Here is a 14,687-nt window from a genome sequence, read left to right on the forward strand (position 1 = left end):
GGTCGTTCTGCGTGCGTCAGCTCGAGCGAAACCGATCGAAACGGGTGGCTTCAAGAATCCCAGCCGACGTCGGCGACCCGCCAAGGCAGAGTGCGAGCGGAAGGAAATCACACAATGGCCATTCTTCCCACTCCCGAACCAACGCCCACTCCCGCGCCCACACCGCCGCCGTTTCCTGAACCGAAGCCGGTGCGTGAGCCGGACCCGGACAGACTTCCCGACGAAGCTCCTGTCCCCAATCCGGATGAAAATGATGCGCCGCTGAAAATCGGTCCCAAAAATCCCGGCATTTGACGGAGCGGAGACGCTCGTTCCAGATCGGCCAGTCCCGCATGGATGCCGGATGGTGTCGGCGCGTTGGCTCACTGAGCGGCCAGCATGCGGGCTGCGGTCGCAGTCGTCTCGGTGCTGTCAGCGGTGATCAGGCGGCGCGGAAAATGACGGCGGAAATGCTCATCGTCGCCAACATCGCAGGCATCAGATCGAGCGCTGCGGCGAAGCGAACTCGGATGCCTGCCTTAGATGCTGGCGCAGCAGCGCCTCGGCCCATTCGATCTCGCCCGCCTCGACGGCATCGAGGATGGCCAGATGTTCCCGGCAGGACTGCTCGATGCGTTCGGCCGGCAGTTCCTCGAAACCCGCCGACTCCTGCAACCGGCGCAGATTGTTCTGCTGGCGCACCGCATCCGCCAGGAACCGGTTGCCGGAACAGGCCGCAAGCCCTTCGTGAAAGGATGCGTTGATCCGGAACCATTCGTCGCCGCCGATCAGCGTCTTGCCCGTCGACACGATCGCCAGGATGCGCTGGTGAGCGCGGCGGACCGGCGCCAGCTGTTGAGGATCCGCATTGAACATGGGCGACCGCAGCGCCGCGCATTCGACGGCCGTCCGGAATTCATAGCTTTCCCGGTAGGCGTCCTCGCCGACCAGTGTGTCGGCAAAACGCCAGCCATGCCCCGGCAGGCGCTGCACCAGCCCTTCGGCGGCAAAGCGGAGCAAAAGCTTGCGCACGACGCCGCGCGACACCTGATAGCGCGGCATCAGTTCCGCCTCGGACACCTCCTGCGGCAGCTGGCCGAGCGCGCGCTCGCGCATCATCCTGCGGTAAAGCTCCTCGAGCGGTGAACTGGGCAGGATATCTTCAGGGTCGAGGTCGGCGACCTCGCGCGCCAATTGCAGCCCCCTCGTCTCGAAGGGACTCAAAATGCCCTGGGCGACCAGCAGCTCCAACGCTGCGCTGATCGGAGAACGCGAGACGCCGAAGGTGCGGGCAAGGTCGGGCACCGAGACGCGGGTTCCAACCGTCCAGCCCGAATCCCTGATCCGCTCCAGGATCCGCCGCGCCAGATCGATCTGCAGCGGACTGGCCGCCTCGCCGCGCGCCGGCCGGTCGATGATCGTTTCATTCATAGGCACTTCCTTAGGCGTTCGCATCTTCGCATTATAGATATGCGCCACGCAGTTCGAACTGGCAATCTATCGAATTTTCCTGCTTTTCATTCAATCGAAATGCATTAGTATCCGAACTCAACGAGTTGAGGCTTCCCTTGATGACAACAGTCGCACCTTTTCCGCTTGTCGAGATCGAAGGAGCGCCGAAAGCGCGCGGCATGGCCTATGGCGAACAGGCGCGCGGTCGCATCGGCGCTTCGGTGGCGCTCTACGCCGGGCAACTCGACCGGTTCGGCTTCGGGCGGGACGATGTCGCGCGGTTTTCCCAAATCTTCCTGCCTCGCTTGCGGCAATGGGCGCCCGATCTCGTCGAGGAAATGCAAGGGATCGCGTCAGGCGCCAATCTCGACCTGTCCTCGATCGTCCTGGTCAACGCGCGCACCGAAATCCTGCAGCTCGCCCGGCGCGAGAAAGGCATTTCAGACGACGAGCCCGACGGCTGCACGGGCGCTGTGATTTTGCCGGAGGCAACCCGCGACGGCAGACTCATCCATGGCCAGAACTGGGACTGGAAGGCCGAATGCGCCGAGACCTCGGTGGTGCTGCGCATCCGGCGAACGGACGGGCCGGACCTCCTGACCTTCACCGAAGCCGGCGGACTGGCGCGCAGCGGCTTCAACGCGGCCGGCATCGGCATTACCGCGAACTATCTCGAATCGGACCGCGACTACCGCGACATCGGAATTCCGCTGCCCTTCATCCGGCGCCGGGCGCTTGAAGCGCAGCATTTCGCCGACGCCATCAAGGTGGTGGCGACGACACCGAAATCCGGCTCCAACAACATGATGCTCAGCACCGCCGAGGGCTTCACGGTCGATTTCGAATGCGCGCCGGACGAGGCCTTCGCCATCTATCCGGACGACGACATGATCGTCCACGCCAATCACTGGCAGAGCCCGGTGGCGTTGTCGAAGCTGCGCGAAACCGGGCTTCTCGACGTGCCGGACAGTCTCTACCGGGACCACCGCGTGCGCCGTCGCTTGTCGGCGCGGCATGGGGACGTCACGATCGACGAGTTGAAGGAAGCCCTGTTCGACGATTTCGCTTCGCCGTTCAGCGTCTGTCGTCCGCGGATCAGGAAGAAAGGCGGCAATCTCTCGGCGACGGTGGCGATGATCGTCTTCGAACCAGCCGCCGGCGTCATGGAGATCGCACCGTTGCCGGCCGAGAACCGCGAATTCACCCGCTACGAACTCACCCTCGACGACGAGGTCCGCGAGCGCGCCGAGAAGGCGATGCTGGCACGGGGGCAACCTTCGATATCAGCACAGGAGAAACGATGGTCCGCTTTGTCCTGACGCGCATCGCCAGCGCCATACCGACCCTGATCCTGGTGTCGGTTGCGGTCTTCGTGATGATGCGCTTCATCCCGGGTGATCCTGCGACGTTGATGCTGGGAGACCTCGCACAGCCTGGACAGGTCGAAGCGATGCGGCATCAGATGGGGCTCGACCAGCCTGTGGTGGTGCAATATCTGATCTGGGCCGGCAACGTCCTTACAGGCGATTTCGGGCGCTCGATCGGCAGCGGACAGGAGGTGCTGCAGCTGATCCTCGACCGCTTCGCCGTCTCCTCGATCATCGTCCTCCTGGCCGTGCTTGTCGCCTCCGCCATCGCCGTGCCGGCCGGCATGCTGGCCGCCTGGAAGCAGGACAGTTTTGGCGACATCACCGTCGTCGCCACCTCGACCATCCTGCTCTCGATCCCCAGTTTCTGGCTGGGTCTGATGCTGATGCTGATCTTCGGCCTCTATCTCGGCTGGCTGCCGATCGTCGGCTACGTGCCCTTCAGCCGCGACTTCGCGCAAGCCGGTCTCTATGTGATCCTGCCCGTGGTCACCCTGGTGCTCGTCGAGTCCGGCCCGATCGCGCGCATGGCCAGGGCCAGCACGATCGAGGTGGCGCGGCTGGAATACATCACCCATGCACGGGCAAAGGGACTTTCCGAAAGCGCTGTGATGTGGCGCCATGCTTTCAAGAACGCCTTCGCGCCCACCTTGACCCTGATCGGCTTGGTGCTCGGCAGCCTGCTTTCCAGCATCGTCGTCATCGAGACCGTCTTCACCATTCCCGGCCTCGGCCGGCTGCTGGTCGATGCCATCTATGCCCGCGACTATCCGGTGATTCAGGGTACGATGCTGTTCGTCGCCTTCATCTATGTTGTGATCAACCTTCTCGTCGACCTCGTCTACCCGCTGCTCGATCCGAGGATCGCCGCATGATCGCCCGTGTGCTCGGCCGGCCCGGCCTGAAATTCAATGCCACCTTCGGGATCGCCGTCACCGGGGCATTGATCCTTCTGGCCGTGTTCGGCCCGTGGATCGCGCCCTACGATGCGCTCAAGCTCGATCTGCCGTCGCGCCTCAGCGGGCCCTCGCCCCAGCACCTGCTCGGCGCCGACGAGTTCGGGCGCGACGTGCTCAGCCGCCTCGCCAGCGGCGCGCGGACCAGCGCCTGGATCGCTTTTGCGACAGTCGCCTTCGCCTTGATCCTCGGCATCGTGTTCGGCGTTCTCGCCGGTTTCCTGCGCGGCTGGGTCGATCGCGTCGTCATGATGGTCAACGACGCCTTCCTCGCCTTCCCCGGCCTGCTTTTGGCGCTCGGCCTGATGGCGGTGATCGGCGCCAGCCGCGAGGGCATCATCGTTGCGCTCGGGCTTGCTTACATGCCGATCGTGGTGCGCGTGGTGCGGGCCTCCGTGATGTCCATTCGCGAGCGGGAATATGTCGAGGCCTCGCGGGTGATGGGCAACAGCGAGATCATCTCCATGGCGCGGCACGTGCTGCCCAACTGCGTCGCCCCGATCATCGTGCTCGCCACCACAATGTTCGGCTGGATCATCCTGTCGGAAAGCGCGCTGAGCTTTCTTGGACTGGGGGTCCCGCCTCCGGCGCCGAGCTGGGGCAACATGCTGTCGACGGCTCGGCCCTATATCGGCCAGGCCCCGCATCTGATCATCCTGCCGGGTCTCTGCATCTCGATCACGCTGCTCGGCATCAACATGCTGGGCGATGCGGTGCGCGACTGGCTCGACCCGAAAATGTAGGTCCTGGAAACATGCTCGTGCCGACCGCGGACAACAACATGATGCTTTCAGTGCGCAATCTGTCGATCTCGGTCGGGCCATCGGGAAAGCGGATCGTCGACGGGCTGAATTTCGACCTCGCCCCCAGTGACATGCTGGCGCTGGTCGGCGAATCCGGTTCGGGCAAGACGATGGCGGCCCGCTCGATCGTGAGCTTGCTCCCTGCCCCGCTGGTCACGACGCCGGACAGCAGCATCCAGTTCGAAGGACAAGAGCTCACCGGCCTCGCTCCAAAGGCGCTGCGCCAGATACGCGGTGCGCGGATCGGCATGGTTTTCCAGGAGCCGATGGTCTCGCTCAATCCCGCCGTCACCATCGGCGAGCAGATGGCGGAGGGCCTGCGCCTGCATAGCGCCATGTCGCGCGCCGAGATAAAGGACCGCTCGCTGGCAATGCTGGAGAGGATCCAGATCAAGGACCCCGGCAAATGCCTTGCGGCCTATCCGCACGAATTCTCCGGCGGCATGCGCCAACGCATCATGCTCGCATCGGTCATGCTGCTCAAGCCGCGCCTGCTGATCGCCGACGAGCCGACCACCGCGCTCGACACGCTGGTGCAGCGCGACGTGCTTGACCTGATGGTCGAGTTGACGCGGGAGAACGGAACCGCCGTCCTGCTGATCAGCCACGACCTCGGCATGGTGTCGCACTATGTGAACAACGTGACGGTGATGTGCGAAGGCAAGGCAGTCGAACAGGGAAGCAGCACCCAGGTGCTTCACGCACCGCAGCACGATTACACGAAGCGGTTGGTGGATGCGCTTCCCAAGCGCAGCGCCGGCGGATCGAGAAAAACCGTCGACGGCCCGCCCTTGGTCGAGATCAGCAATGTCGTCATCGACTATCCGGGCCGTCCCAGGCTGTTTGGGCGCGGGCAGCCGAAGCGCGCCGTCGACGGCGTCGACCTGACCATCCGGCGCGGCGAAACCCTGGCGCTGGTCGGCGCGTCGGGCTCCGGCAAGACGACCCTCGGGCGCGCCATTGTCGGTCTCGTCAGACCGGCCAGTGGAACGATCTCGTTTCTTGGCACGGCGATTGCAAACGATCGATCCGCTGACGCGCGTGCGCAGCGTCGTGGTATGCAGATCGTCTTCCAGGACCCCTATTCGTCGCTCGACCCTCGCCAGTCGATTGCCGAGATCATCACCGAGCCGCTGAAGCTCGACACCGAATTGGACCGCAAGCGGCGGACCGCGCGCATGGATGAGGTCATCGAGGAAGTGGGGCTGACGCGCGACCTTCTGGAGCGTTTCCCGCATCAGCTTTCGGGCGGCCAGCGCCAGCGCGTCGCGATCGCCCGGGCGATCGTCAGGCGACCGGCCTTCGTCGTCGCCGACGAGCCGGTCTCGGCGCTCGACATGACGGTGCAGAAACAGATCCTGCTTCTGATCCGATCGTTGCAGGAACGCCACGGGTTCGCCTGCCTGTTCGTCTCGCATGATCTGGGTGCGGTGGAGCAGGTTGCCGATCGGGTCGCCGTCATGCAGGACGGAAGGATTGTCGAGATCGGCGACCGCGACGACGTCTTCGATCGACCGCGCCACGCCTACACACGCGCCCTTCTCGATGCCGCGATGCTGATCGATCGCCATTTCGCCGATGGCGCGGGCGCAAGCAAGGCAGTGGCTCGATGAGGACGGCATGGTTCGTCGCCGCACCATGACAGCGTTTGGCCGTATCAAGGAGATCTGGCGATACCCCATCAGTTCGATGGGCGGCGAACGGCTGGGCGGGACTGAGCTTGCGCAGGGCGGAATCCCGGGTGATCGGATCTGGGGCATCATCGACCGGCGCGACGGCGCTGTTGCCGCGCCGGAGAAGCGAAAACACTGGCGACCGCTGCCCAACCTTCTTGCAAGGCTGAAGAGTGACCGGCCGGAAATCGGCTTGGACGGCTCCTGGATCGATGCCGGCTCCAGCCTCGCAGGCGAGCTGGTTTCGGCCTTCCTCGATTTCCCGGCGGCGCTGCACCCACATGTCCGCTTCGGCTCGGAAGCCCGGGATCACATCGCGCCACGCTATCAGCGCGCCGACATCCACATCGTCACGTCAGCCTCGATGAACAGGCTTGCCGGCCTGCTTGGGGATCCTTCGCAAGTGGATTCCAGGCGGTTCCGGCCCAACATCGTGATCGAAACCGACGCTTCGCGGGAGGGTTTCGTCGAGCAGCAGATCATCGGGAAAGTGCTGTCGATCGGGAAGGCACGGATCGTGATCTCGGAACCGTGCGCGCGCTGCACCTTCACGGCGCTGGCGCAAGGCGATCTCGCCTTCGAGCCGGCAGTGCTGCAAACCATAGCGCGCCATGGCGAAGGCGGCTTCGGCGCGCTCTGCCAAATCATCGAACCGGGCAAGATCAGGCTGGGCGACCAGGTCACCTTGAACGAAGCCTGAACCTTTCAAGCTTTCGATGCCGGACGGCGGCATGTCGTGACGATAGTGGTGAACATTCAACGCTTGGTGCCGGGGGCGAATACAGCTCACGACCACTTTTCTCCCCTCCGCGGGAGAATCCGACGGGGAAGTGCTGACCCGAAGCAGACGGTCGTGATGCCATAAAAGATGTCGGCCTCGCGCCGATCTCGGACGCTGCGATCGGTTTGGCCGCTTCCTGAAGCCGACGTCCCAGCGACCACAGTGACAGCCGCAGTTGTGCCCAATTGTGGACCCTGGCAAAATCGCCGCCTTGAAGATCAGCCTAACCATCATCGGAGCATTGCCATGATGAGCTCGGACCAGAGACCAGCGTCAGCCAAGCGAACTGCCCCCTCCCTGCGCAATTTCGAGCGCCTTTACGCTTAGTCGGAAGCCGTCTACTATTCAGCTGAAGGCAGGGTCTTAGACATGGACCGCAAGCTTGCTGCCATTCTGGCTGCTGATGTGGTCGGCTATTCCGCTCAAATGGAGCGTGATGAAGCGGGGACTTTTGCACGGCTGAAAGCTGGTCGCGCAGAGCTTTTCGAGCCAGAGATTGCGCGGCACCACGGTCGCATTTTCAAGCTCATGGGCGACGGCTTGCTGGCCGAGTTTGCCAGCGTGGTCGATGCGGTGGAATGTGCAGTCTCGCTGCAGCGTGGCCTAACCGAGCGCAATGCGTCGCTTCCCGAGGCCGAGCAGATCTTGGTCAGGATCGGAATAAATCTTGGCGAGGTGATAATCGACGGTGACGACCGTTACGGCGACGGGGTCAATATTGCCGCCCGTCTCCAACAATTGGCGGAGTCCGGCGGCATCTGTGTCTCCGGGAAGGTGGCCAAGGAGGTCGAGAAGAAGCTTGCCTTCGGTTTCGAACCTTTGGGCGAGAAGAAGGTCAAGAATGTCACCGAACCTGTGCAGGTTTTCCGCATAACACTGGAAAAACAGGGCATCCGCCATCGCTCAATACGGTCTTCTCCGCGCTGGGCGCTAGAGGGGATGGCGGTGGCCGTGGCCCTTCTGCTTGCCGCCGCAGCGGCTTGGCAATTCTGGCCGGCGGCGCCGGTGAGTGCTAGGCCATCGGTGGCTGTGCTGCCATTTGATAACTATGGGGGCGACGACGCTACTGGAAGGCTGGCCGACGGCCTTACAGAGGACATCATCACCGATCTTGCGCGCTTCCCGGAATTGGAGGTGGTGGCGCGCAATTCGACGCAAGTCTACAAGGGCAAGCCGGTGGATGTGCGCGAAGTCGCTAAAGCGCTCCATGTCGGCTACGTGCTCGAAGGCTCGATCCAGCACCAGGGCGGCCGCGTCCGGATCACCGCGCAGTTGATCGACGCGCAATCCGGCAACCATCTGTGGTCGGAGCGCTGGGACCGGCCCACCGAAGATGTGTTCGCCGTCCAGACCGAGATATCCGAACAGGTCACCAACCGGCTCGGCGGCGGCGCGGGGCTGATCCAGGAAGCGGGGCGGGCCGCGGCCAAACGCAAGTCGCCAGAAAACCTGAACGCCTATGAGCTTTATCTGCTTGGCACCGAGAAGCTTGAGCGGATCACCAAAGCGGACATTGAAGAGGCCATCAAGCTCCTCAATCGCGCCGTCGAGTTGGATCCCGGGCTCGCCCGCGCCTGGGTCGAACTTTACCACTCTCACTCTCTGTTGGCGAACTTCGGCGTCAATCCCGAGAAGGGAGCAGCGGCGGCTGCCGATGCAGCCGAACGCGCCGTGCGGCTCGATCCGAGGGACGCGGAAGCTCACGCCGCGCTCGGCATGAGCTTGGGCGAGCGGGGCGACCTCTCGCGTGCCAAAGCTGAGCTGGACACGGCCGTGCGCCTTGCCCCCGGTTCGGCAGAAATCTTGACCTTCTACGCCAGCTGGGCGGCGTCCTTCGGCGAACCAGAACGTGGCGCGGAATTGGTTGATCGGGTGATCCGGCTCGATCCGAACTATCCGATGTGGACCTCAGGCCCGTTCTCCTATGCTTACTATATGGTCGGCCGATATGACGATGCTTTGAAGATGCTGGAAGGCCTGACACCTGACAACTACAACCAGTGGAGGTGGATGGTGCGCAGCGGTTCGCTCGCAGGCGCAGGCCGGATAGAAGAGGCGCAAGCCTCGGTTAAGGAGGCGCTCAAGCGGCACCCGGATATGACCGTCGAGGGTATCGTCAACACGCCGGGGATCAGTGCCGTAGAGCGAGAGCGCTTGCTGGAAACCTTGCTGCCGGCTGGTTTTCCGCCATGCGCCTCCGACGAGCAACTGGCTAAGATGACTGTTCCAAAACGTCTTCCCGAGTGCCTGAAGTAGCCCTTCAGCGAGCTTCCCTGACGACCGAAATAGCTCGTGTCGCAGTGGCGTAAATTTCAGATGTATCTGCTCAACACCGCTACCGGCCCATTGCCGTCATGTCCGAAGTGTGTCTGATTGGCCGCTTCTGGCGCTGGTTGCTCGTTCTGATGGCGAAGGTACCTTCAAACGAAAGATCGGAGGGCAACACGCCTCCGATCTTTTGGCGACAGGAGAACCGCCGGCCTATTCGCTTTTCCAGACACCCCATACATGGGGGTTTGCCGCGGGCCATACCGAATAGCCCTTTACTTTCGGCGACACGGCATCGAGGGACGGCTCGTAATAGAGGCCAAGGATCGGCACATCCTTTGCCATGAGTGCATGGAGCTGCTTGAACAGTGCCTTGCGTTGCCCGGCGTCGGTCGTGGCCATCGACTTCGTGTAGAGATCGAGGGCCTCCTTGCTGTCCCACTGCGCCGTCGGGTCGGTCGCCTTGTCGTCATGTTACTCAGCCCGCTTGGGCGCGGTGAACGTCCATAGGGGGCGATGCTGACGTCGCGACTTTGCCAAGTTGGAAGACCTCCGTCGCCTCGCCGCGGCCGCGCAGCCGGTGCTTGCCCGCCGGGATCCTTTCGAACCTTTCGTCGAGCCGTGACGCGGTCTCGCCGGAAATGGCGATTGCGGCGGTGGCGCCCGGTTCGAGCTGCTTGCCGAGGTCCTGCAGCCGCTGGCTGACGTTCACGGTGTCGCCGACGATCGTATAGTTGACGCGGTCGGATGCGCCGATATTGCCGACGATGACGGAGCCCGTGTGGATGCCGATGCGGACATGAAGCGGAGGCCGGCCTTCGCCAGCCGCTTCCAGATTGTCCTTGTCCAGCTCCTCGCGGATGGCCGCGGCTGCGCGGACGGCCGCGGCGGCATGGCCCTTCAGACGATCCGGCGCGCCGAAGAACGCCAGCATGCCGTCGCCCAGGAACTTGTCGACAGTACCGCCATGTGCATCGACCGCGCCGCACAGGATCGCGAAGTGGTGGTTCAGCAGCCTGGCCGCGGCGGCGGCGTCCATCTGCTCCGACAGCGTGGTGAAGCCGGCGATGTCGGTGAACATGACGGTGACGACCGCTTCGCGCGGTTCGGCGATGCCGATCTCTCCGGTGCGCACCAGCTTGGCCACCAGCGAGCGCGGAATATAGGTCGAGAATGCACGCAGACCGATCAGCATGGCATTGAAGGCCGAAGCCTGGTTGTCCAACTCCAGCACCCTGCTGCGCGGCAGGGGGGTCACGCCGTCGAGATCGAAATCGGCGACGCGCGTGGCCTGGCCGGCAATCGCCTGGATCGGGCGCGACAGGCGCTTGCCGAGAAGAATCGCGACGATGACCGCCACCGCCATCGCGCCAAGTCCAAGCATGGCCGATCCCATGACGCGCTCGATTTCGTCACCGATCTGACTGGTCTTGAAATATGCGCCGAGCGTCCAGGGCCGGTCGCCGTAGCCGGTGATCTCACGGGTAATAGCGACGTAAGTGTTCTCTCCGTCCCATGACGTCGAACCGTCCTTGTCGTCAACCTGGATTTCGGCAACCTCGATATCGCGGGTACGCTGCGTGCTGAACTCCGCTTCCGGTTTGCGCGCCTCATATCCGGCGAGAACCGGATCGCCGAAATTGGCGAGCGGCGTCAGCGGCAGGATGCCGTTCTTCAGCGCATCCGGGGAAGCCAGCCGCTGGTCCGCCAGGATGGATCCGTCGCCATCCAGAATGAAGGCATGCGTGCCGAAGCGCGACGACAGTTCCTGCGTGATTTTGGACAAGTTCTGCAGTTCCACCGCGGCGATCACCCAGGCCTTCGTGGCGCCATCGCGTGACAGCGGCGCCGAGACGTTGGCGAACAAGCCATATTCGTTGGCCACGAAGTCGCCCCACCTGCGTCCGTCGACCTGCTGGCGCTCTTCAAGAACGGCGCGCGCTTGCGGCGATTTCTCGGTCTCGGCGGGGAGTTTCCGGATCGTTCCGGCAGGATATTTGGCGTCGTTGTCCCCGGTCACCGCCGCCCCCCTGCAAATCAGGTCGGGTGTGCAGATCAACATTGCGTTCACCCCCGGCGCTGCCGCCAGCGCACTGGCAAGTGCCGCCGACATCGCCTCGTCGTCGATCTGGAACTCGCCCTGCTTGTAGAGCTGCGCGACGCCGTCCACGGCGCTCTCGGCGCGCCCCATCTCGGCGCGCAGCAAATCCTCCATCGCATCGATCAGGAGCGTCGACTGGGCGCCGAGCAGGTCGAAAGTGTTGCGAAGGTTGGCGCCGACCGACAATGCGAGCACGCCGCCGACCGACAGGAACACGAGGCTGCCGAAACTCATCGCCATGATGACTGCAATGGGTATGCGAGGCCGCTTCTTTTCGGGGCGGACCAGACGCACTGGTTGTGCGGACGTGCTCATGCAGCCAACGTCATAATGCGCCACCGCATTGCAAGCCCGGTGACGGCTTTAAGGAGAGGACGCGCCGAAGCATTCGCACCAATGTGGCGCCGATGTTTCCAGCGCCGATGATTTCGAATCCTCATAGGGGTGTTCCCTTCGTAAATATGGAAGAGCGCCCGCCTCAGTCGCGGACGCGGGCGCCTCGAAGATGCGCCCCTTTCTCGCGCAGTGTCGAGAGTGTCAACTCCCGGAAAGGCGCATGCACGACATCGTCGCCGCCATGCAGGAGAACCGGGCGATCATTAAGGCGCATATCGAGCGAATGGTGACGATCTTTGAGCCGATCATTCGCGAGGGGACCGAGGCGGGCGAACTCAAGGTCGAGGACCGGCAGAGGCGGCCTGTGCGGTCAACACCGCGTTCACGCCGTTCTTCCACCCGATTCTGATCGAGCACTGCGTTCAACACGGCGAAGACACCGACGCGGCGGGTACCAAGATCGGAGGACAACACGCCTCCGATCTTTTGGCGACAGGAGAACCGCCGGCCTATTCGCTTTTCCAGACACCCCATACATGGGGGTTTGCCGCGGGCCATACCGAATAGCCCTTTACTTTCGGCGACACGGCATCGAGGGACGGCTCGTAATAGAGGCCAAGGATCGGCACATCCTTTGCCATGAGTGCATGGAGCTGCTTGAACAGTGCCTTGCGTTGCCCGGCGTCGGTCGTGGCCATCGACTTCGTGTAGAGATCGAGGGCCTCCTTGCTGTCCCACTGCGCCGTCGGGTCGGTCGCCTTGTCGCCAAGGATGACGCCATACATCAACGACGGATCGAGACGAGCCGAATAGCCAAAGGACTGGATCTGGAATTTGCCGACAAGGTAGTTGTCGAGCTGTGCCGCCCAATCCAGCACTTCGAGCTGGGCGTTGAAGCCTGCGGCCGTCAGCATCGCCTGCAGCAGCACGGCGTTCTCGTACATGCCCTGGTAGCGGGTGTTGGTCTGGATCTTGATCGGCTCGCCCTTGTAACCGGCTTCGTCCAGCAGGGCCTTGGCCTTGGCCGGGTCGTATTCCGGCCATTTGAGGAAGTCGTCGTCGAAGAACGAGCTCGCCTGGGCGACGGCCGAGGGACCTCCCGTGGCGGCACCGCTGGTGCTGGCGGCAGCGATCTGGTTGATGTCGGCGGCATGCGCCAGCGCCTCGCGTATTTTGACGTTCGACAGCAACGGGTCCTTGGTCTGCAACAGGATCACCGTCCACGACAGGCCTTGCGTCGACAGCACCGTCATGCCGCGCGACTTGGCTTCCTCGGCACGCGATGATTCAAGATCGGGCAGGACATCGAGTTCGCCGGCAAACAGCGCGGTTTCCGCCGCCGCCGTGTCGGGGACGACCATGAAGCGCACCTCGTCAACATAGGCCTCACGGCTGCCGGCAAAGCCGCTCGGCGCCTCCTTCACCGGCTTGTAGTCGGTGAAGCGCTCGAGCGCCAAATACTGGCCCTTGACCCACTCCTTCAGCGTGAACGGGCCGCTGCCGATGGCGGAATCGGCGAGCCACTTGCCGTCGGCGCCGACATTCTTCGGGCTGGCGACCCAGCCATTGCATTGGACACTGGCGAGTTGCGCCAGAAAGAGCGCATTCGGCGCCTTGAGCGTGAAGACCACGGTGCGTGGATCAGGCGTCGCCACTTGCTCGACCTTGAGGCCCTGGCTGCCGTTGAAGAACGGAATGCAGAACCACTGATTGGCCGGGTCCATGCGGCGGTCCCAGTTCCATTTGACGTCGGATGAGGTCACGGCGTCGCCATTGTGGAAAACCGCGCCGTCCCGCAATGTGAAGGCATAGGTCTTGCCGTCGTCCGATACTGTCCAGGATTCGGCCAATGCCGGGCCCACCGTGAGATCGGCGCGATAAGCCACCAGCGTCTCAAAGATATGGTGCAGCACGGTGTCGGTGTTTGCGTCGCGATTAAGACCGTCGGTGGCGCGGATGTCTGCGTTGATGCGGACCTTGAGCGTGCCGCCGGTCTTCGGCTGCTCCTGCGCCATCGCCGGCAGTGCACAAATCATCACCGCGATTGTCGCCAGCACCTGGAGCAATCGTCTTCCCATCATCAATCCTGTTCCCATTTTTTATCTCCAGTTTGACTGCAGTTTTTCAGGCGGGCGCCGCAGTCAATGTCCGCGCAAAGAACTCCTTGACCTTGGCGATGAGCGCGCCGTCGTTGTGAGCGATGCCAGGCACGACATCCAACTGCACCTCGACGCCCTGTCTCTCCAGGCTGCCCTTCAACGATCTGATCCGGTCGTTGCGGGTCGCGCCGGCGAGATCGGCGCCGGGCATCCACCAGTCATCCTCCGGCTTGATGGTGATCTCCCAGGTTTGGAGATCGTCACCACCGATCACCATCTGCACGGCAACCTTGCGCATGGCGTCGAGGTCGATGGCCTTGCCGAACACTTTCTCGAAGTCGCGCACCCCGACCCAGAAATCGTGATCGAAATCGAGCAGGGTCACGACGCCCGGCGCACCGATCGATGCCGCCAGCAGACGTTCGGGGTGGAGGAACAGGAAACGATGGGTGAAATGGCCACCGCCGGAGAAGCCGTACATCAGCACGCGGTCGCCGCGGATGCGATAGCGCTCGCGCATCTCCTCGACCATGTCGAGCAGCACGGAATCGTAATGCAGGTCGCCCTGGCGCAGCATCTTGTAAGAGGAAAGATCGCCCGGAAAACAGATATTCGCCGGGAACAGCGGGGCGAGCACGATCACGCCGTTCTGTTCGGCGAAGTCGGCGAAGGCGTCCCGGTAGGCGAGCATGCCTCGCTCGGTGCCATGCACGATCACCGCCAGCGAATAGGTCTTGTCGCCGTCCTCGTCATAGTCGTCGGGGACATAGGCGCAATAGGGGAAGCGCTGGTCGAAGCGGGAAGCGTACACCGTCGTGTGCCCGAAATCGTAATAGGACAGGCGCTTGCCATGTCCGCTGACCTTGCGCATC

13 protein-coding genes are annotated in these 14,687 nt (G+C 63.2%); 8 read left to right on the forward strand and 5 right to left on the reverse strand.

Translation table 11 applies throughout. The features are described from left to right. Positions 1-114: 114 nt before the first annotated feature. Positions 115-294, forward strand: a complete 180-nt coding sequence (locus AC0L18_RS04025) for a hypothetical protein (protein WP_077374092.1) — start codon at positions 115-117, stop codon at positions 292-294. A gap of 183 nt (positions 295-477) precedes the next feature. On the opposite strand, the gene AC0L18_RS04030 is transcribed toward AC0L18_RS04025, so the two are convergent. Then, positions 478-1,410, reverse strand: coding sequence for a GntR family transcriptional regulator (locus AC0L18_RS04030; RefSeq protein WP_236377224.1), 933 nt, complete (start codon positions 1,408-1,410; stop codon positions 478-480). Positions 1,411-1,550: 140 nt separating this feature from the next. On the opposite strand from AC0L18_RS04030, the gene AC0L18_RS04035 reads away from it, so the two are divergent. The 6 genes from AC0L18_RS04035 (at position 1,551) to AC0L18_RS04060 (ending at position 9,267) form a co-directional block, all read left to right on the forward strand. After that, positions 1,551-2,750, forward strand: a complete 1,200-nt coding sequence (locus AC0L18_RS04035) for a C45 family autoproteolytic acyltransferase/hydolase (protein WP_473490716.1) — start codon at positions 1,551-1,553, stop codon at positions 2,748-2,750. Beyond that, positions 2,732-3,673 (forward strand): ABC transporter permease, encoded by a 942-nt coding sequence (locus AC0L18_RS04040; RefSeq protein ID WP_473490717.1) that lies wholly within the window; start codon positions 2,732-2,734, stop codon positions 3,671-3,673. The genes AC0L18_RS04035 and AC0L18_RS04040 overlap by 19 nt, the downstream gene beginning before the upstream one ends. Then, entirely contained in the window at positions 3,670-4,497 is an 828-nt protein-coding gene (locus tag AC0L18_RS04045) for an ABC transporter permease (protein WP_473490718.1), read from the forward strand. The genes AC0L18_RS04040 and AC0L18_RS04045 overlap by 4 nt, the downstream gene beginning before the upstream one ends. Positions 4,498-4,535: 38 nt before the next feature. Continuing rightward, entirely contained in the window at positions 4,536-6,170 is a 1,635-nt protein-coding gene (locus AC0L18_RS04050; protein WP_473490923.1) for an ABC transporter ATP-binding protein, read from the forward strand. Between the two features lie 7 nt (positions 6,171-6,177). Beyond that, positions 6,178-6,930, forward strand: a complete 753-nt coding sequence (locus AC0L18_RS04055; protein ID WP_473490719.1) for an MOSC domain-containing protein — start codon at positions 6,178-6,180, stop codon at positions 6,928-6,930. A gap of 450 nt (positions 6,931-7,380) precedes the next feature. Then, complete coding sequence (locus AC0L18_RS04060; RefSeq protein WP_473490720.1) at positions 7,381-9,267, forward strand: adenylate/guanylate cyclase domain-containing protein; 1,887 nt, start codon at positions 7,381-7,383, stop codon at positions 9,265-9,267. 225 nt (positions 9,268-9,492) lie between these two features. Here AC0L18_RS04060 and AC0L18_RS04065 read toward each other — a convergent pair whose 3' ends face one another. Both AC0L18_RS04065 and AC0L18_RS04070 read right to left on the reverse strand, forming a co-directional pair. After that, positions 9,493-9,681 carry a hypothetical protein gene (locus tag AC0L18_RS04065; RefSeq protein WP_473490721.1) on the reverse strand — a complete coding sequence of 63 codons (189 nt, stop codon included), beginning with the start codon at positions 9,679-9,681 and terminating at the stop codon, positions 9,493-9,495. Between the two features lie 76 nt (positions 9,682-9,757). Beyond that, entirely contained in the window at positions 9,758-11,695 is a 1,938-nt protein-coding gene (locus AC0L18_RS04070) for an adenylate/guanylate cyclase domain-containing protein (RefSeq protein ID WP_473490722.1), read from the reverse strand. A 241-nt stretch (positions 11,696-11,936) separates the two neighbouring features. On the opposite strand from AC0L18_RS04070, the gene AC0L18_RS04075 reads away from it, so the two are divergent. Beyond that, positions 11,937-12,125, forward strand: a complete 189-nt coding sequence (locus tag AC0L18_RS04075; protein ID WP_473490723.1) for a hypothetical protein — start codon at positions 11,937-11,939, stop codon at positions 12,123-12,125. Positions 12,126-12,225: 100 nt separating this feature from the next. On the opposite strand, the gene AC0L18_RS04080 is transcribed toward AC0L18_RS04075, so the two are convergent. Together AC0L18_RS04080 and AC0L18_RS04085 are read right to left on the reverse strand one after the other, a co-directional pair. Next, positions 12,226-13,812 (reverse strand): ABC transporter substrate-binding protein, encoded by a 1,587-nt coding sequence (locus AC0L18_RS04080; protein ID WP_473490724.1) that lies wholly within the window; start codon positions 13,810-13,812, stop codon positions 12,226-12,228. Between the two features lie 28 nt (positions 13,813-13,840). Next, positions 13,841-14,686, reverse strand: coding sequence for an alpha/beta hydrolase (locus AC0L18_RS04085; protein ID WP_473490725.1), 846 nt, complete (start codon positions 14,684-14,686; stop codon positions 13,841-13,843). Position 14,687 lies beyond the last annotated feature (1 nt).

The organism is Mesorhizobium sp. WSM4819 (genome assembly GCF_055811215.1).